Origin of the sequence: Streptomyces sp. NPDC058469 (assembly GCF_042721125.1) — a bacterium.
Taxonomy (GTDB): domain Bacteria; phylum Actinomycetota; class Actinomycetes; order Streptomycetales; family Streptomycetaceae; genus Streptomyces.
This window is the reverse complement of the sequence record NZ_JBHXME010000007.1, coordinates 26,023-42,744: the sequence shown is the minus strand read 5'-3', so window position 1 is coordinate 42,744 and position 16,722 is coordinate 26,023. Positions and strand designations below refer to the sequence as shown.

17 protein-coding genes and 4 pseudogenes are annotated in these 16,722 nt (G+C 69.2%); 11 read left to right on the top strand and 10 right to left on the bottom strand.

The window, feature by feature from the left end; translation table 11 throughout:
- Positions 1-500: 500 nt before the first annotated feature.
- Positions 501-1,796, top strand: coding sequence for an MFS transporter (locus ACFWP5_RS06360; RefSeq protein WP_384151084.1), 1,296 nt, complete (start codon positions 501-503; stop codon positions 1,794-1,796).
- 357 nt (positions 1,797-2,153) lie between these two features.
- Here ACFWP5_RS06360 and ACFWP5_RS06355 read toward each other — a convergent pair whose 3' ends face one another.
- The 3 genes and pseudogenes from ACFWP5_RS06355 to ACFWP5_RS06345 all read right to left on the bottom strand — a co-directional run.
- Positions 2,154-2,567 (bottom strand): nuclear transport factor 2 family protein, encoded by a 414-nt coding sequence (locus ACFWP5_RS06355; RefSeq protein ID WP_384151081.1) that lies wholly within the window; start codon positions 2,565-2,567, stop codon positions 2,154-2,156.
- 28 nt (positions 2,568-2,595) lie between these two features.
- Positions 2,596-2,835 (bottom strand): annotated as a pseudogene (locus ACFWP5_RS06350) (hypothetical protein); the annotation flags it as partial.
- Between the two features lie 39 nt (positions 2,836-2,874).
- A pseudogene (locus tag ACFWP5_RS06345) lies at positions 2,875-3,089 on the bottom strand (helix-turn-helix domain-containing protein); the annotation flags it as partial.
- Positions 3,090-3,309: 220 nt separating this feature from the next.
- Between ACFWP5_RS06345 and ACFWP5_RS06340 the strand changes: the two are divergent.
- Entirely contained in the window at positions 3,310-3,615 is a 306-nt protein-coding gene (locus tag ACFWP5_RS06340; RefSeq protein WP_384151078.1) for an SDR family NAD(P)-dependent oxidoreductase, read from the top strand.
- The gene (locus ACFWP5_RS06335) at positions 3,590-4,087 is read left to right on the top strand and encodes a nuclear transport factor 2 family protein (protein ID WP_384151075.1); all 498 of its coding nucleotides are present in this window, start codon (positions 3,590-3,592) and stop codon (positions 4,085-4,087) included. Before ACFWP5_RS06340 ends, ACFWP5_RS06335 begins: the two co-directional genes overlap by 26 nt.
- A 271-nt stretch (positions 4,088-4,358) precedes the next feature.
- On the opposite strand, the gene ACFWP5_RS06330 is transcribed toward ACFWP5_RS06335, so the two are convergent.
- The 4 genes and pseudogenes from ACFWP5_RS06330 to ACFWP5_RS06315 form a co-directional block, all read right to left on the bottom strand.
- Entirely contained in the window at positions 4,359-5,351 is a 993-nt protein-coding gene (locus ACFWP5_RS06330) for a zinc-binding alcohol dehydrogenase family protein (protein ID WP_384151072.1), read from the bottom strand.
- Between the two features lie 31 nt (positions 5,352-5,382).
- Positions 5,383-5,805 carry a cupin domain-containing protein gene (locus ACFWP5_RS06325; RefSeq protein ID WP_384151069.1) on the bottom strand — a complete coding sequence of 141 codons (423 nt, stop codon included), beginning with the start codon at positions 5,803-5,805 and terminating at the stop codon, positions 5,383-5,385.
- A gap of 129 nt (positions 5,806-5,934) precedes the next feature.
- Positions 5,935-6,138: pseudogene (locus ACFWP5_RS06320) on the bottom strand (SDR family NAD(P)-dependent oxidoreductase); the annotation flags it as partial.
- 35 nt (positions 6,139-6,173) lie between these two features.
- On the bottom strand, positions 6,174-6,506 hold the full coding sequence (locus ACFWP5_RS06315; RefSeq protein ID WP_384151066.1) for a carboxymuconolactone decarboxylase family protein: 333 nt from the start codon (positions 6,504-6,506) through the stop codon (positions 6,174-6,176).
- 153 nt (positions 6,507-6,659) lie between these two features.
- Between ACFWP5_RS06315 and ACFWP5_RS06310 the strand changes: the two genes are divergently transcribed.
- Positions 6,660-7,529, top strand: coding sequence for a helix-turn-helix domain-containing protein (locus ACFWP5_RS06310; protein WP_384151063.1), 870 nt, complete (start codon positions 6,660-6,662; stop codon positions 7,527-7,529).
- 239 nt (positions 7,530-7,768) lie between these two features.
- Here the strand turns inward: ACFWP5_RS06310 and ACFWP5_RS06305 are convergent, their stop codons facing one another.
- Positions 7,769-8,788: an aldo/keto reductase gene (locus ACFWP5_RS06305; protein ID WP_384151060.1), complete on the bottom strand. Its 1,020-nt coding sequence runs from the start codon at positions 8,786-8,788 to the stop codon at positions 7,769-7,771.
- Between the two features lie 33 nt (positions 8,789-8,821).
- Positions 8,822-9,718, bottom strand: coding sequence for a helix-turn-helix transcriptional regulator (locus tag ACFWP5_RS06300; protein ID WP_384151058.1), 897 nt, complete (start codon positions 9,716-9,718; stop codon positions 8,822-8,824).
- Positions 9,719-9,962: 244 nt separating this feature from the next.
- On the opposite strand from ACFWP5_RS06300, the gene ACFWP5_RS06295 reads away from it, so the two are divergent.
- From ACFWP5_RS06295 to ACFWP5_RS06265, 7 genes and pseudogenes are all read left to right on the top strand, one after another.
- Positions 9,963-11,441 (top strand): MFS transporter, encoded by a 1,479-nt coding sequence (locus ACFWP5_RS06295; RefSeq protein ID WP_384151055.1) that lies wholly within the window; start codon positions 9,963-9,965, stop codon positions 11,439-11,441.
- Entirely contained in the window at positions 11,441-12,325 is an 885-nt protein-coding gene (locus tag ACFWP5_RS06290) for an aldo/keto reductase (protein ID WP_384151052.1), read from the top strand. The genes ACFWP5_RS06295 and ACFWP5_RS06290 overlap by 1 nt, the downstream gene beginning before the upstream one ends.
- Before the next feature lie 31 nt (positions 12,326-12,356).
- A pseudogene (locus ACFWP5_RS06285) lies at positions 12,357-13,426 on the top strand (NAD(P)-dependent alcohol dehydrogenase).
- Positions 13,427-13,598: 172 nt separating this feature from the next.
- Entirely contained in the window at positions 13,599-14,399 is an 801-nt protein-coding gene (locus tag ACFWP5_RS06280; protein ID WP_384151049.1) for an SDR family oxidoreductase, read from the top strand.
- Between the two features lie 50 nt (positions 14,400-14,449).
- Entirely contained in the window at positions 14,450-14,833 is a 384-nt protein-coding gene (locus ACFWP5_RS06275; RefSeq protein WP_384151046.1) for a nuclear transport factor 2 family protein, read from the top strand.
- Between the two features lie 137 nt (positions 14,834-14,970).
- Complete coding sequence (locus tag ACFWP5_RS06270) at positions 14,971-15,507, top strand: barstar family protein (protein ID WP_384151043.1); 537 nt, start codon at positions 14,971-14,973, stop codon at positions 15,505-15,507.
- Positions 15,508-15,558: 51 nt separating this feature from the next.
- The gene (locus ACFWP5_RS06265) at positions 15,559-15,930 is read left to right on the top strand and encodes a hypothetical protein (protein WP_384151040.1); all 372 of its coding nucleotides are present in this window, start codon (positions 15,559-15,561) and stop codon (positions 15,928-15,930) included.
- A gap of 192 nt (positions 15,931-16,122) precedes the next feature.
- Here the strand turns inward: ACFWP5_RS06265 and ACFWP5_RS06260 are convergent, their stop codons facing one another.
- A complete protein-coding gene (locus tag ACFWP5_RS06260) occupies positions 16,123-16,716 on the bottom strand; it encodes a TetR/AcrR family transcriptional regulator (protein WP_384151037.1) in 594 nt (197 codons plus the stop codon).
- Positions 16,717-16,722: the final 6 nt, after the last annotated feature.

Genomic DNA, 16,722 nt, shown 5'->3' with positions numbered 1-16,722 from the left:
GTCGCCGATGTACTCGGCGCCCAGGGCGGCCGGGATGACGGTCGTGGTGGCGGCGTTGTGGGTGGATATTCATGGCCCGTTGGGATGCGCGCGAATGCCATCGGTCGGCACCGGCTGTCGCTGGGGAGACGGATCTTCGTCGTCGGCCCGCCGCGGGACCGTTCGAGGGTACGGTCGGGCGGCTCGTTGGCCGGGGCTCTTGTGACGGGCCCCAGCGGCGTGCCGGTGGGCGCGGACGATCGTGGAGTGGACCGCCGACCCACTCCAGGTGAACCGCTGCTGCACCACTCGGTGGACACCACCCGCCTTCCTCGCTTGGCCGCGTGGGGGCCGGGTGCCCGCGGACGCCTCGTGTCCCGCCTCGACTCTCATGCGCCTTGGCGGGAATAGCGGTCCTGAATGCGAGGTTGGGCAGGCACGGTAGACAGATAGGTCTACTCATCTTGAGAGGATCTTCGAATTCCGACGATCCTCTGCCGCGTCCCCGCGAAGGATCTCTGATGAACCACCTCGAACAGCATGAGCGCACCACGGCGTCGGGCAGGCCGATACCGCCGCGGGCGGCCTTCTACGTGCTCGCCTCCATCGTGGTCTCCTTCCTCGCCGCCTCCAGCGCGCCCACGCCCCTCTACGCGACCTACCAGGCCGAATGGGGATTCACTCCCATCACCACCACCGTGGTCTTCGGTGTCTACGCGATTGCCGTGCTCTCGGGTCTGCTGGTCTTCGGGAAGCTGTCCGATCACGTTGGCCGCCGTCCCGTTCTGATCACCGCGATCGCGACACAGGCTGCTGCGATGCTGTTGTTCTCCGCTGCCGGAGGCGTGGACGCGCTGCTCGTCGCCCGCATCGTGCAGGGCCTGTCCACGGGCGCCGCGCTCGGTGCCGTGGGCGCCGCGATGATGGACATCAACCGACCTCGTGGCACTGTGGCGAACGCCTTCGCGCCCGGCCTGGGTACCGCGACGGGCTCCTTGATCAGCGGTTTCGTCGTGCAGTACCTTCCTGCCCCCACCCACGCGATCTATCTCGGCCTGCTGGCCGTGTTCGTGGCCCAGGCGATCGCCATCACGCTGATCGACGAGACCGTCACCCGCGAGCCGGGAGCGCTGGCCAGCCTGGTGCCCGAGATCAAGCTCCCGCGCACGGTCCGCGGATCCGTCCTGGCGGTGGCTCCCGTCATCTTCGCCGTCTGGGCGCTCGCCGGGTTCTACGGCTCCCTCGGCCCGGCCCTGGTGCGCACCCTGGTCGGCTCCACCTCCGCCGTCTACGGCGGCCTCGGGCTCTTTGTCCTGGCGATCGTCGCGGCCACCTCCGTCCTGGCCCTGAGCAAGACCCAGGCCACCACCGTGATGTACACCGGAATCGCCGCCCTCATCACAGGGGTGGCACTCACCTTGCTGGCCGTCGGCCTGGACGCACCCACCCTGTTCTTCGTCGGCACGGCCGTAGCCGGCCTCGGCTTCGGCAGCGGCTTCCAGGGTGGCATCCGAACCGTGCTGCCACTGACCGAGCCCCACGAGAGCTCCGGCGTGCTGTCGCTGCTCTTCGTCGTCTCCTACCTCGGCATGGGAGTCCCCTCCGTCATCGCCGGCGTGCTCGTGGTGCACGGCGGCGGACTGGTACCGACCTCCGAGGAATACGGCGCCGTGGTCATCGCCCTGGCCCTGCTGGCCCTCGCGGCGCTGCTGCTGCGCGGCAGGCCGCACCCGGCTCCGGGGCTGACCGTGGCCTCCGGACCCGCTGTCACCGGGTTTCAGGCAGCCGATGCCGAGCCGGGGGAGCGCGTGTCCTGAACCGCCCCCGCACTGTCCGCAATGCATGACAACGCGCAAAGCGCGGCAGTCCCGTCGAAGGAGCATCCGACAGCTACCGGGCTTGGGTCCGGGCCCTGTTCACCGATCTCGCCCGGGAGGCCGGCGCTTCGGATCCCGAGGCACTCGCCCGCCGGCTCCACCTCATGTACGCCGGGAGCGGGATGTCCGCACGGATGGACCGCGGCCCTTCGGCGTGCGCGACTGCCGTGGCGGCGGCCTCCGTCCTGATCGACGCGGCGTTCTCGAACCGCCGTGAAGTGTCGCGAGGCCGACGTGACTGCGGCCTTTGGTTGCGGCTGCCTCGCCGGCGAGCGGCGGCGTGGTCGGTCGTGCGGGTCAGGGTGCGAAGGCATTGTCCACGGCGAGGGTGTCCTCGTAGAGGTGAAGGCGGGTGATCTCTCCGTTCTCGACCACCAGGTGCAACGCGGAGGGGGTGGTGAACTCACGGCCGTTCTCGGCCACCGTGTGAGTGAAGGTTCCGAGGATCATCACGTTCTCGTCCTCGACGATCATGCGCTCCATCACGACCTTGCTCTTGCCGTCGACGTACACGGCCCACATCGTGGTGAAGTACGGGGCGATCTCCTCGCGCCGTGAACGGTGCCCTGTCCAGGGCAGTTTCTCGGCACCGGGGACGTGCCAGTCGATGTCAGGGGCGAAGAGTTCCTCGATGCCGTCCTGGTCCTGGGCGCCGAGGCGGTCCAGGAACTTCTCGGCCACGGCTCGCGTCGTCTCGCTCTTCGTTGCCATGGCCCCGGTCCTCTCAGGTGATTGAGCTCTACGGTGTGCGGTCTTCGCGGTGTGGTGCGGGGGGTTGCGGGTCTGGGATCACATGGTTTCCGTCAGGCGTGCTGGGTATGGACGCGTGGGCGTCGCACGGCATGCGGCGGGCGCAGGCTTGACAGGGTCTCGGCGTCACGGCTGCCGGGCTCGGCGGTGCCGGCGAACAGTACTGGGTGGGGGCGTCCTGGACCTGGAAGGTCTGGTGGGTGAGGGTGAAGCGCCGTGCTACCGGGTGGTGAAAGGTCTTGGTCCTACTGCCTGGGCGCTCTACGTCGACCTGGCCGGAGGTGTTCCGTTCGCGGCCTTGCTCCAGGCGGGCGTAGTAGTCGACGCTGACTCCGGCCAGGACGGCGACCTCCTCGCGTCGCAGCCCGCTGACCCGTCGATCGGTCGATCGGTCGATCGGTCGATCGAGGAAACCCCACCTCCTGCGGGCTGAGGCGGGAGCGACGCGCCGGCAGGAACTCCGCCCAGTTCGTTGCCGCTCATACCTCGGTCGTAGGTCGCCGCTTCCTAGGAGTGCGGTACCCAGGAAGCCCCTTCCTGCCGCCGATCGATGATCGGGCTCATGCTGACGAGACGGCACAACACACCGTCAAGGCCGTCGACCCCACGAACGAACGAGCATGATGCACCTCTCCACCACGGACACCCCCGAGGTGGCACTGATCGCCGAGGCCGGCAGCGGCATCCGTGAGGCCTCCGCCAGGTGGTCGGCTGCAGCCGGGCGCCCCGTGGTACTCGGCGTCCGACGCGCCGAGCGCCTGGCCGCCCTCTCGCCAAGGAGATCGAAGCCGGCGGCGCGAGAGTCCTGCCACAGACCCTGGACGTGGCAGACCCGCTCAATGTGCGGTCCTTCGTCGTGGCCGCCCACGAGCGGTACGGTCGCGTTGACGTCCTGGTCAACAACGCCGGAGTGACGAAGCGGGCCGACCGACACCATCAGCGACCAGGACACCAAGGACGCGGTCACGAGTCAGGTGGACATCGTGATCCCCGCCGCCGCGATCGGTGAGGCGGTCCACTACGCCCTCACCCAGCCCGCCGAGGTCGACGTCAACGAGTTCGCCATCCCGCCCCACTGTCCAAGGGTGAGCCGCACACGTCCCAGCATGAGAAAGGCAGCCGCAATGGTCACGGAAGACCAGGTACGCACCTGGGTCGAGCGTTACGTACGGGCCTGGACCACCAACAGCAAGAAGGACATCGCCGCACTGTTCACACCGCGGGCCGAGTACCACGAGTGGCCCTACGAGACCGACTGGATCGGCCGTGACGCGATCGTCGAAGGCTGGCAGGGCCGCGCATCGTGGCAGGAGGGCGGTTGGGCCTTCGACTGGTCCATCCTCACCATCAACGGTGACACAGCCGCCATCGAAGGCACCGGCCGCTACAAGGAACTGGGCACCTTCGCCAACCTCTGGACGGTGACGTTCGACAAGAACGGCACCTGCACCATGTTCCGCATGTGGAACAACGAGCTCTGACCCACGCGCACTCTGTCGTTTCGCGCGTTCCGGATGCTCATCACCTGTCCACGCCGGTCGCGCCGGTGGCTCAGACCCGGCCGATCCGGGACGACTTGGCTGGATGGCAATGATCGGCATCGACTGGGTTCGATGATGTGGGTTCTCGCGGCCCCTGTCCTACGGCGATTCCGTGACCTGTGACGTCTCACCTTCGGTCCTGGCGGTTGGTCTCACGGCGTTGGCCAGACGTTCGGGACTGTGTGCCGGTCCGACGCTGAATCGTTTCGGGTCAGGGGGCGGTGAGGACGATCTTGCCGAGGGCTTGGTGAGAGCGGAGCCGAGTGACGGCCTGGTCGGCCGTGTTGAAGCTCAGGATGCTGTCGGTGAGCGGGCGCACGCGTCCGTCGGCGACGGAGGGCAGCAGGTCTTGGATGGCGGCTGCGATGACGGCGCCGAGTTCTGTGGGGCGGGTGAAGCCGAAGAACACTCCGTGCACGCGCAGGTGGCGGTAGGACAGGGCGTACAGGTCGATGGTGGCCGCAGCCGTGCCGAGACGGCCGATGTCGACCACAGCGCCGTCCACTTTGGTGGCCGGTAGCCAGGCGGCGAAGGTCTGGCCGCCGACGTGGTCCAGGGCCAGGGCGCCACCTTCGCCGGCAGTGGCGTCGAGTACTGCCTGGGTGAGGTCCTGTTCGCTGGTGACAACGATGGTGTCGGCTCCGGCCTGCTTGAGCAGGTCGTGCTTGCCGGCCCTGCGAGTGGTGGCGACGATCGGGCCGGCGCCCAGGGCACGGGCGATCCGCACGCCGATGAGTCCGATGCTGGAAGTGGCGCCAGTGATCAGCAGCGACTGGCCGGGCTGGTAGCCGCCGGTTGTGAGGGCGCCGTGCTCGGTGAGCAGTCTGGTGGGCAGCGCGCAGGCTTCCGTGAAGTCGAGTCCGTCGGGGACGGGCAAGACGTGGCGGTGGTCGGCCAGCACGTACTGGGCAAAGCTGGCCGGAGTGGTGCCCATCACCCGCTGCCCCACCGTGGCTGTGTCGACGCCGACGCCGTCGCCCACCACCGTGATCTCACCGGGGAATTCGTAGCCGGCCCGGTATTCCTTGCTGCTGCCGCCCCGCGGTGGGGTCGGCAGCAGCAAGCATGGCGGCGTCGGCGTTGTTGAGTGCCACCGAGTGCGCGCGCACCACGATCCGACCGGGACCTGGCTCGGGTACGGGAACCGGGCGGGGGTCCAGTCGGGGCCGGTGCCGCCGAAGAGGGCGGTCACCGTCGCGGTCATGCTCGGGGTACTCCTTCGCGTGTGGGTGGGGTCAGTGGCTGCTGCGGGTACGGGGGGCCTGGTACTGGGCGTCGGTGACGTGCTCCAGCCAGGTGGTCTCCGGGCGGTCGTCGTCGGGGGCGGTGCCGTCCCACAGCGCGAGGTGCTGCATGAAGCGGTCCTCGGTGGCGCCGTGCCAGTGCTCCTCGCCGGGCGGGCAGGTGACGGTCTCGCCGGCGTGGGCGGCGTAGACGGTGCCCTCGCGGGTGCCGACAAGGGCGACGCCGGCGATGACGTGCAGGGTCTGGCCGACGGCGTGATGGTGCCAGGCGGTGCGGGCACCGGGGGCGAAGCGCACCATGTTGGCGCGGATACGGGACGGCTCCTGGCCTGCGTGGATGACGTCGAACCAGACGTCTCCGTTGAACCAGTCCTCGGGGCCCTTGCCGGTGGGCTGCGGCTTGACGAATTCCATGGCGTGCTCCTTGGTACGGATCGGGTGCCTGGGTCAGGCGGCGTCGGTGTGGGCGAGACCGGTGCCCAAGGGGCGGGAGGCGGTGGCCTGGGCGGTGATCTGCCGGCCCTTGGCCTCGGCGGTGGGGATGGCGTCGTCGCCGGCGACGAACCGCAGCGGCGGCTCGTCGAGGTCGGTGACCAGCAGGTTGTCGTGCTCGCCGCCGAGCGCCTCGAGCACGTTTTCGGGGCGGCGGCCGGAGGCGACGACCTGGTGGCCGGCGGTCAGGGCCTGGCGGGCGATGTCGGTGCCCAGGCCGCGGCCCGCACCGGTGATGAAGATGACCTTGCTCATGAGAAGGGGATGCTCCTGTGCGGAAAGAAGGGGTGTCAGCGGTCCTGGTCGGCGGCGGCCAGGACGGCCTTCAGCTGGCCGGCGGCGCCCATGGCGTTGGGCCAGCCGGCGTAGAACGCCAGGTGGGTGATGGCCTCGCTCAGCTCCGTCTGGGTCAGCCCGTTCTCCAGGGCAAGCTTGAGGTGGAAGCCGAGCTGGTCGGATCGGTACAGAGCGATCAGCGCGGTGACGGTGACCAGGCTGCGATCCCGAGGGGAGAGCCCCTCGCGTTCCCAGACGTCGCCGAACAGCACCTGGTCGGTGAGATCGGCGAGCTTGGGGGCGATGTCGCCGATGGCCTGCTGTGCTGCGGATTTCTTTTCCGGCATGATGCTCTTTCCTTCCGCTGTCCTGTCTGGCGCAATTCCAGGCTTGCACCCCTGCGCGCGCCCGTGCAGAGGAGAATGTGTTCCTGGGAATGGAACATCCTGGGAAGAATCCTTCCCCCTCACGCCGAGGGCCTCCGCTGCCACACTGGGAGCATGAGTTCGACACCGCGTCTGAACGAGCTGGGCGAGTTCCTCAAGGCCCGCCGGGCCGAGCTGAGCCCGCGCGCCGTGGGCCCGCCCGTCAGCGCGGGTCCCCGCCGGGTCGCCGGGCTGCGCAGGGAAGAGGTCGCCCAGCTGGCGGCGATCTCCATGGACTACTACACCCGGCTCGAACAGGGCCGGCTGCCTCCCTCCGCACCAGTCCTGGAGGCCGTGGCCCAGGCTCTGCACCTGGACGACGACCAGCGCCGCTACCTTTTCGGCCTGGCCGGGAAGGAGACGGCAAGGCCGCGCCGCAGGGCCCGGCAGAAAGTCCAGCCGCAGCTGCGCCGGGTCCTGGACGACCTCACCGCCACGCCCGCCATCGTGATGGGCCGCAGGATGGACGTCCTCGCCTGGAACCCCCTGGCAGCGGCGCTCGTCACCGACTTCGCCGCCGTCCCGGAAAAGCTTCGTAATTACGTGCGCATTCTTTTCACCGACCCGGCGATGCGCACCCTGTATGCCGACTGGAAAGGTGTGGCTCGTACCGCGGTTGCGCAATTGCGCATGGAGGCGGCGAAGTATCCGGACGACCCCCGCCTGACCGCTCTGGTCGGTGAATTGTGCGTACAGGACGAAGACTTCCGCCAATGGTGGGCCGCACACCATGTCGCCACCCTCAGCGTGGGCACAAAGGTCCTCCACCACCCCGTCGCCGGCGAGCTCTCCCTGGACTGGGACACCCTCACCGCCAGCACCGATCCCGATCAGCAGCTCGTCGTGTGGACCGCCGAAGTCGGCTCACCCACCCACGACGGCCTGCGCATCCTCGCCTCCTGGGCCGCCGGCCAGTACCAGGCCACCGCGGAACCGGCGGAGTGAGGCCACCCACCGTCGTAATGCCGCGGTACGTGCTGGCTATGAGGCTCCTGCCGGTTCGCGGAGCACACTGGTGGATCGGCCCGATACGCCGTAGACGAGCAGAGACTGCGGACCGGTACGGGCAGGGCCAAGGAACTGTCCGTATGGCCGCCGGCCGGTTCGTCAGGACGTCGGAGGGCATTTCCCGTGGTCGCGTGAAGTCGGTGCCGGCCGGGCGTGAGCGGCCAGGGCGGGGCGCGTCAGCGGCGGCGCTGGTCGGCGCGCAGTTCGACGTCGCCGTAGCTGTTGTCGACCGGGTTGACCGTGACGCCTGGCGCGACGATCTCGTCGATGGCGTCGAGCACGTCGGACGACAGGGTGACCTCCGCGGCGGGCAGGAACGCCTCCAACTGGTCCATGGTGCGCGGGCCGATGATCGCCGAGGTGACGCCGGGGTGGTTGACGACGAAGGCGACGGCCAGCTCGATCAGGGTGAGACCCGCCTTCTCCGCCAGGAGCGCGAGCTGTTCGACAGCGTCGAGCTTGCGCTGGTTGGCGGGGGTGCTCATGTCGAAGCGGGCCGGGGGGCGTGCGGCGGAGGCCGGGCCTTCGGTGGCGTCCTTGCGGTAGCGGCCCGAGAGCCAGCCGCCGGAGAGCGGGCTGTAGGTGAGGGTGCCCATGCCGTGGCGGCGCACAGTGGGCAGAACGTCCTCCTCGATGCCGCGGACCAGGATCGAGTACGGCGGCTGCTCGGTCACGAACCGCTCCAGGTGGCGTTCCCGCGAGGTCCACTGGGCCTCGACGATCTGGGAGCCGGAGTAGGACGAGGACCCGATGTAGCGGACCTTGCCCTGGTGCACGAGGTCGGAGAGGGCACCGAGGGTCTCGGCGACATCCGTGTCGGGGCTGGGGCGGTGGACCTGGTAGAGGTCGATGTGGTCGGTGCCGAGCCGGCGCAGTGAGTTCTCGACCTCGCGGATGATCCAGCGTCGTGAGCCGCCCCGCTGGTTGGGCTCTTCCTGGTCCATCGGCATGAAGAACTTGGTCGCCAGGAATACGTCCTCGCGGCGGCCCTTGAGGGCCTTGCCGACGATCTCCTCCGAGACGCCGGCGGAGTACACGTCGGCGGTGTCGACGAAGTTGATGCCCGCGTCCAGGGCACGGTGGATGATCCGGATCGAGTCGGCCTCGTCCTCGTTGCCCCAGGGGCCGAACATCATCGCGCCCAGGCAGAGCGGGCTGACCTGGACACCTGTGCGGCCGAGCGGTCGGTACTGCATGAAGGGGTTCTCCTCAGTCGTAGTCAGTCGTAGTCAGTCGTTCGCGGTCGGGACGACGGTCCCGGTGCTTGCCCAGCTGGCGAGGAGGCCCAGGGCCTCCTGCGCCGGGGAGTCGGGTTCGGGCGTGTAGAAGTTGAGGCGAAGCCCGGGGTCGGCGGGGAGTTCCATCGCCTCGTAGGGCAGGGCGAGATCGCCGACCAGCGGGTGACGCAGGTTCTTCACTCCGGAACGGTGGAACTTCACGTCGTGGCGAGCCCACCGGCGGGCGAAGTCGCCGCTCTTGGTCGTCAGCTCTCCGATCAGATCGGTCAGCGCCTTGTCGTGGGGTGCCCGGCCCGTCTCGATGCGCAGGAACGCGACCGCGTCGTCGGCACCCTTGTCCCAGTCGACCCAGAAGTCCTTGCTCGTGGGGTCCAGGAACAGGAAGCGGGCGCTGTTGACCGGGCCGCGCTGGGCGAACAGCGGCGAGTCGAAGAGGGGTGCGTACAGCGCCAGCCCCAGCGTGTTCGCGGCCAGGATGTCGAAGCGCGCGTTGCGCACGTACGCCGGCACATCGGCCATCGAGTCGAGCAGGCGCAAGATCGTGGGCCGCACCCGGGACGCCGTCACCGTTGGGCGCCGCCCCGACGGTGTCGCCGCGCGGGCCAGGTCGTACAGGTGAGTGCGCTCGGCCTCGTCCAGCTGCAGTGCGTGCGCGAGGGATTCCAGTACCGAGTCCGAGGCGCCGGAGAGGTTTCCCCGCTCAAGACGGACGTAGTAGTCGACGCTCATGCCCGCGAGCAGCGCGACCTCCTCCCGGCGCAGGCCCGCGACCCGCCGGTTGTCGCCGTAGACCGGCAGCCCGGCCTGCTCGGGGGTGATCCGGGCACGCCGGGTGCTCAGGAACTCGCGGACCTCGGCGGCCACGCTCTTCTTGTCTCTGTCTGCCATCGTCCAGATCCCTGAAATCGCTCCGTCGCCGTCTGATCGCGTCCCGGTGGGACGGTCCGGCCCTGACCTACGACGGCCGTGCTTCGACCTTCACCGTAGGTCCGTCCGCGAGGACCTGCGAGGTACTGCCAGTACCCGGAAGACCAGTGACTCCCACCCCTGTGCCCGCGCGAGGTTCTCTTGGAGCGAACCCAAGGCAGGGAGCCCGACACCGGGCCCTCGCCCTGAAGCGAAGGACACCACCGTGCGCGCAGCGCTCAAGTACGACGGGACCGGCGACGTCGCCATGGCGGAATCCACGCCGCCCATGGCGGTGCGTGCGCCGGCCCCTGCCGCCTCGGCCCGGGCGACGCTGATCCTCGCGATCATCTGCGTCAGCTACTTCATGGTCATCCTCGACAACTCGATCGTGTTCACGGGGCTGCCGCAGATCCGCGTCGACATGGGGTTCTCCGAGACGGGCCTGTCCTGGATCACCAACGCCTACGTCCTGGTCTTCGGCGGGCTGCTGCTCCTGGGAGCCCGGGCCGGTGACCTGTTCGGACACCGCAGGGTGTTCCTGTTCTCCCTGGTCGTCTTCGCGCTGACCTCGCTCCTTGTCGGCGCCGCACAGACCCAGTGGTGGCTGATCGGCGCCCGGGCGCTGCAGGGCGTCGGGGCGGCGGTTCTGGCCCCCTCGGCCCTGTCGCTGCTCACGCGCAGCTTCCCCGAGGGCCGGCCTCGGAACCGGGCGATGGCCGCCTACAGTGCGGTGGCCGGGCTCGGCGCGGCTCTCGGCCTGGTCGTGGGCGGCCTGGTCGCCGACCTGATCTCGTGGCGGGCCGGGTTCTTCCTCAACGTCCCGGTCGGCATCGCGATGGTGGCGCTGGCCGTCCGGTTCCTGCCCGAGACCGAGCGTCAGGGTGGCCGCTTCGACGTCGCCGGGGCACTCCTGGCGACTGCGGGCTCCACTGCCGTGGTCTTCGGCATCGTGGACGCCTCCGACATCGGCTGGACCGCTCCGGCCACCCTGATTCCGCTGGTGGCCGGACTGGTGATGCTGGCCCTGTTCGTCCAGGTGGAGCGGCGGGCCGCGCAGCCGATCGTGCCGCTGCGGCTGTTCGAGAGCCGGGAGCGCAGCGGCGCCTACGTCACCCGGATGCTCTACATGGGCGCGATGATCGGGTTCTTCTTCTTCACCGCGCAGTTCGTGCAGAGCGTCTACCACTGGACGCCGCTGCAGGCCGGTCTCGCCTTCCTGCCGATGACGCTGGTCAACTTCGTCTTCGCCGTCCAGGTGCCGCGGCTCCTTGAGCGGGCGAGCAGGCCGCGGGTGCTCACCATCGGGCTGACCGTGACGATGGTGGGCATGGTGTGGCTCAGCCGCCTCGACCTGCACACGCCCTACCTGACGGGAGTGGCGTTGCCGATGGTGCTCATCGGCGCCGGCCAGGGCCTGGTGCTGGCCCCGCTGACTTCCGGCGGCGTGGACGGGGTCGCCGCCGCGGACGCGGGAGCCGCCTCGGGCCTGGTCAACACCGTGCATCAGATCGGCAGCGCGCTGAGCCTGAGCATCCTCACCGCTGTGGCCGCCTCCGTCTCCACCGGCCACGAGGTCGCCGACATCGCGGCCCGCTCGGGTGCCGCGCTGACCGGCTCCGCAGTCCTGCTAGCTCTGGCCCTCGCGGCCACCCTCACCCTCATCGTCCCCGCACGTACCCGCCCGCACGAAAGGTCCCTGTGATGCAGACCCTCACCCTCAACAACGGCGTCGAGATGCCCGCCCTCGGACTCGGCGTCTTCCAGACCCCGCCCGACGAGACCCGGGACGCCGTCACGGCCGCGCTCGAACTCGGCTACCGGCACATCGACACCGCCGCCGCGTACGGCAACGAACGCGAGGTCGGCCAGGCCATCCGCGCCTCCGCCGTGCCCCGCGACGACCTCTTCGTCGAGACGAAGATCTGGATCAGCGACTACGGCTACGACGAGACCCTGCACGGCTTCGACAAGAGCGCCGCCAAGCTCGGCGTGGACCGGATCGACCTGCTGATCCTGCACCAGGCACTGCCGTCGGACTTCGACAAGACCCTCGCCGCCTACCGCGCCCTGGAGCAGCTCCTGGCAGACGGCAAGGTCCGAGCGATCGGCGTCAGCAACTTCATGGTCGACCACCTGACCGCGCTGCTCGACGCAACCTCCGTCGTCCCGGCCGTCAACCAGCTGGAGATCCACCCGTACTTCCAGCAGCGTCCCGTACTCGACTTCGATGACGACCACGGCATCCTCAACCAGGCGTGGTCCCCCATCGGCGGCATCACCTTCTACCGGGGACAGGGCGAGGACCGCAGGAGCGTCCTCGAAGACCCGGTCGTCACCGCGATCGCCGAGGCGCACGGCAAGAGCCCCGCCCAGGTGCTGCTGCGCTGGGGCGTCCAGCAGGGCCGCTCGGTGATCCCCAAGTCGACCAAGCGCCACCGCATCGCGGAGAACATCGACGTCTTCGACTTCGCCCTCTCCACGGACGAGTTGAAGACCCTCGACGCCCTGGAGACCGGCCGGCGCGGCGGCCCCGAGCCCACGAACGTCACCCTCGCGGCCTACGGCCGCGACATCCCCGAAGCCTGACATCACCTCGTACCTGCGCGAAGGAACCACCATGCCCACCACCGTCAACGCGTTCGGCACCCACGAAGCAGGGAAGCCGCTCGTTCCCGTCACCATCGAGCGTCGCGACGTCGGCCCGCACGACGTCAAGCTCGACATCCTGTACTGCGGGATCTGCCACTCCGACATGAACTACGTCGACGGCACGTTCGGCCCGCTGCCGGTCAGCCCGCTCGTCCCCGGCCACGAGATCGTGGGCCGGGTCACCGAGATCGGCCCCGACGTCACCCGCCACCAGGTCGGCGACCTGGTCGGCATCGGCTGCATGGTCAACTCCTGCCGCACCTGCGAGAACTGCCAGGCAGGCCAGGAGCAGTACTGCCTCAAGGGCAACACTCTCGTCTTCGGAGCTCCCGACCCTGCCGAGCCCGGCGCCCAGACGCAGGGCGGCTACTCCGAGGCGATCGTCGCCCCGGAGGACTTCGTCGTCCGTGTCCCCGAGACCCTCGACCCGGCCGCCGCCGCTCCGCTGCTGTGCGCCGGCATCACGGTCTACTCCCCGCTCAAGCGGTTCGGTGCCGGGCCCGGCACCAAGGTCGCGGTCGTCGGCCTCGGCGGGCTGGGTCACCTCGGCGTGAAAATGGCCAAGGCCATGGGCGCCGACGTGACCGTCCTGTCCCAGTCCGGCAGCAAGCGGGAGGCCGCCAAGGCCCTCGGCGCCGACCACTACGCCGTGACCGGTGACGGTTCGGCGTTCACCGAGCTGGCCAACACCTTCGACATCATCCTGAACACCGTCAGCGCGCCCGTGTCCCCCCCGACTACCTCGGGACGCTGCGCCTGCACGGCACCATGGTGAACGTCGGAGTGACGACCGAGCCCATGCCGATGGAGGTCTTCACCCTCCTCCAGAACGGCCGGTCCTTCGTGGGATCGCTGTTCGGCGGCATCGTCGAGACGCAGGAGATGCTCGACTTCGCTGCCGAGCACAGCGTCACGGCCGACATCGAGCTGATCGACGCACAGGACGTGAACACCGCCTACGAGCGGATCCTCGCCTCCGACGTGCGCTACCGGTTCGTGATCGACGGCGCGACCTTCGCGAAGCCGAAGCAGGCCTGACGGACCACCACGTGGTCGCCGTGCGCGGGCGTAGGAATCGCGCTTGTCCGTGAGTGAGCAGCGGCGACGGCACCGCAGCGCGAATCGCTACGCAGAGGGCGTGATCGTCACGTCCGAGTGAAACCGTCGACATGGGCGCCCGTCGCGCCCACCTCCTGGCAAGGAAGAGAACATGCCGACCCACCCCCTGACCGTGCTGGTGGTCGGCGCCACCGGCAGCATCGGACGGCTCGTCGTGACCGAGGCGATCGCTCGCGGGCACACCGTCCGGGCCCTGGTACGTGACCGCGCGAAAGGCGCCCAGCTGCTCCCCGCCGACGCCGAACTTGTCGTCGGCGATGTCACCCGGCCCGAGATCCTGCCCGAGGCGGTGGCCGGTGCCGACGCGATCGTGCTCACCCTCGGCTCCTTCGGCACCGGCGCTTCCTCTCCGGAGACGGTGGACTACGCAGGCGTACGCAACGTCCTGACCGCCCTGGCCTCCCTGGACGGTGTACGGCCCCGCGTGGCGCTGATGACCTCCATCGGGGCCACCACCCGCAGCAGCAGCTACGGCCATCTGCTGGAGTGGAAGCGCCGCTCGGAACGTCTGGTACGGGCCAGTGGCCTCACCTACACCATCGTGCGGCCGGGCTGGTTCGACATGAACGGACCCGACGAACATCAGATGGTGTTCCTCCAGGGCGACCGCCGCCGCTCCGGCGCCCCCGCCGACGGAAGTGTCGCGCGCACCGACATCGCACGGGTCCTGGTGGCGGCCCTCACCGCGCCCGAGGCGGCCGGCCGCACCTTCGAGCTGGTGGCCGAACAGGGAGCCGCACCAAGCGACTTGGGGCCGCTGTTCGCGGCGCTGGACCAAGATCCGCCCGGCTCCCTGGACGCGGTACGCGACGAGGCCAACATGCCGCTCGATGGTGAGCCGCAGCGGGTCCGCGACGACCTCGACGCCGTCCGGGCACGCGCCGCGGCCTGACGACAGCCCGGGCCCGCCACGCAACGCCCGCCACGCAACAAGGAGCCAGCGTGCCACCGACCTCCACCCGAACGGACCGGGACCACATCCTCCAGGCCCACCACGCCTACCTGAACGCCATGGTCGAAGGAGCCACACCGTCACTCGACGACCTGCTCGACGACGGATTCACCCTCACCCACATGACGGGATACGTGCAGCCCAAGACCGAGTGGCTGGCCGAGATGAAGGCCGGACAGTTCGTCTACCACTCCATCCACGAGGTGGACACGGCCCTCGACCTCGACGGCGGCACGGCACGTTTGACCGTCCGGACCATGACCGACGCGACGGTCTACGGAAGCCGGGCCGACTGGCGGTTGCTCCTGACCACCGACTACGGCCCCCGCGGCGACACGTGGATCCCCCTGAGAACGGTCGCCACGACATGGTGACCCACAGCAGCCAAAGGGCCAGGGGAGCCCCGAGGGGAACGCATCGTGGCGGCCCTTGAGAAGCTGTATCTGAGTCCTGCGTGACAACGAGACTTGGGGCGAAGCACCCCGTACAAGCCGTCCGTTAGGGTTTGCCGGTGGCTGCCTTCGACCCTGACGCCGACCTTTCCGACGACCTCGCCTTGCGCCTGATGGCGGATTCCTTCGTCACCCTGTACTGGCGCCGGAGTCTGCTGGACGAGGCCACTGCCTGGTTGCGTGACCACGACTACCAAGTCGTCATCCTGGATGCCGGGCAGTGGACCGCGGAGGCGGACATGCACCGGGACGTCGCCTCGGCGTTGGATTTCCCGGACTACTACGGACGCAACCTCGACGCCCTCAATGACTGCCTCCGGGACGTCGAGTCCTTCGAGTACGGAAGTACAAGGGATACGACTGGCCTGGTCATTGTCTTCACCGACTACGACCACTTCGCCCGCGCCGAACCGCGTGCGGCGCACACCGTTCTGAACATCCTCGCCGACCGCGCTCGCAGTGCGGCACTGTTCGGACACCGCATCATGGGCCTGGTCCACAGCAACGACCCGAATATCGAATTCGATCCGGTCGGCGCCATGCCTGTCATGTGGAACGACGCCGAATGGTTCGACGCCAGTCGTCACCCTGCCTGATTCCCGCGGGCACCGATCAGCCTCCGGCCCTCAATATCTGTTGGTCGTACGGTGGCCGTATGGTCAGGGACGGCATTCCCCAGCGACGGCTGGCCGTGGTCGCAGTCGACGATGGCGGGCCGCACGCACCGCGAACTCGCTCTCGCCCGGACCACCGCGTCCCAGGCCGCACTCGACGCCCTCCCCACGGTGGCGGCCAACCTCGGTACCGACCCCGAGGTCGCCGAGTGCCTACGGACCGAGTACGAGATCCGCCTGAACACGCTCCAGGCCACCGAGACGGTGAACACCCCGGACGAACGCACACGCTCCGCCGCCATCGGCCTGCGCGACGCCCGCCGCATCGACGACGCCGTTCTCCAGCGGGTGCAGGCCCAACTGGACGTGGAAGAGGTGGGCCTGGCCCCGGCGGCGGATCCGTGAGAGCACGCAACGGGTAACGGACGGGACAGAGGACGACAGCCAGTGGTCGCGGACAGTGAGCGGCACGGTAGGCAGCCAGACCGGAGGGACCGACAGCAGGACCGGTCGATGGCCGGGCGCGCGCCGTCGGTGGGCGGCCACGCCACCACCTTCGAGCTGTTCTTCGGGAGTAAGCCCCGAACGGGTGCAGGGTCAGTGCGGGCGCAGACCGTCCACGAGGGTTTCGATGCTGCCGGTCACGAGCTCGTCGAGCGGGCGGTCGCCGTACATGCCCGTGGTGGCGAGCACGGTGAGTCCCTGCAGGAGTGCCAGCAGCGTCATGTCGATCCGGCCGGTGGGATCCGGGTCGATGTCGCCGCGCGCTCGCGCGTCCGCGAGCAGCCGCAACGGTGCGGCGAACGCACGGTCGTTGGCGGCGCGGAGGCGGTTGTCACGCGCTTCGTCCTTCGGCCGGTGCATGAGGCTCAGCAGCGCACGGTGCTCGACACCGAACTGCACGTAGGTCCTGGCGAAGACGACCAGCCGCTCGAAGGTGTCGCCGTCGGCTTCGTCCAGAGCCGCGTCGAGCCTGCGCCCCAGCCGCTCGTACCCCTCTTCGGTGAGCGCGTCCAGCAGGGCACCCTTGTCGGCGAAGTGCCGACGGGGGGCGCCGTTGCTCACACCCACTTCGCGGGCCAGTTCTCGCAAGGAAAGGGCATCGGTTCCGCGTTCGGTCAATACGCGCTCCGCCTCCTGGAGCAGCGCGCTGCGGAGGTTTCCGTGGTGGTAGGGGCGAGCCGAGTTCATGGGGGC

Bases quoted from the DNA above. Each gene is read 5' to 3' on its own strand.
- ACFWP5_RS06300 (WP_384151058.1), bottom strand. From the start codon at position 9,718: ATGGCAGACAGAGACAAGAAGAGCGTGGCCGCCGAGGTCCGCGAGTTC.
- ACFWP5_RS06325 (WP_384151069.1), bottom strand. From the start codon at position 5,805: ATGGAATTCGTCAAGCCGCAGCCCACCGGCAAGGGCCCCGAGGACTGG.
- ACFWP5_RS06290 (WP_384151052.1), top strand. From the start codon at position 11,441: ATGCAGACCCTCACCCTCAACAACGGCGTCGAGATGCCCGCCCTCGGA.
- ACFWP5_RS06310 (WP_384151063.1), top strand. From the start codon at position 6,660: ATGAGTTCGACACCGCGTCTGAACGAGCTGGGCGAGTTCCTCAAGGCC.
- ACFWP5_RS06360 (WP_384151084.1), top strand. From the start codon at position 501: ATGAACCACCTCGAACAGCATGAGCGCACCACGGCGTCGGGCAGGCCG.
- ACFWP5_RS06315 (WP_384151066.1), bottom strand. From the start codon at position 6,506: ATGCCGGAAAAGAAATCCGCAGCACAGCAGGCCATCGGCGACATCGCC.
- ACFWP5_RS06305 (WP_384151060.1), bottom strand. From the start codon at position 8,788: ATGCAGTACCGACCGCTCGGCCGCACAGGTGTCCAGGTCAGCCCGCTC.
- ACFWP5_RS06330 (WP_384151072.1), bottom strand. From the start codon at position 5,351: ATGACCGCGACGGTGACCGCCCTCTTCGGCGGCACCGGCCCCGACTGG.
- ACFWP5_RS06280 (WP_384151049.1), top strand. From the start codon at position 13,599: ATGCCGACCCACCCCCTGACCGTGCTGGTGGTCGGCGCCACCGGCAGC.
- ACFWP5_RS06355 (WP_384151081.1), bottom strand. From the start codon at position 2,567: ATGGCAACGAAGAGCGAGACGACGCGAGCCGTGGCCGAGAAGTTCCTG.
- ACFWP5_RS06260 (WP_384151037.1), bottom strand. From the start codon at position 16,716: ATGAACTCGGCTCGCCCCTACCACCACGGAAACCTCCGCAGCGCGCTG.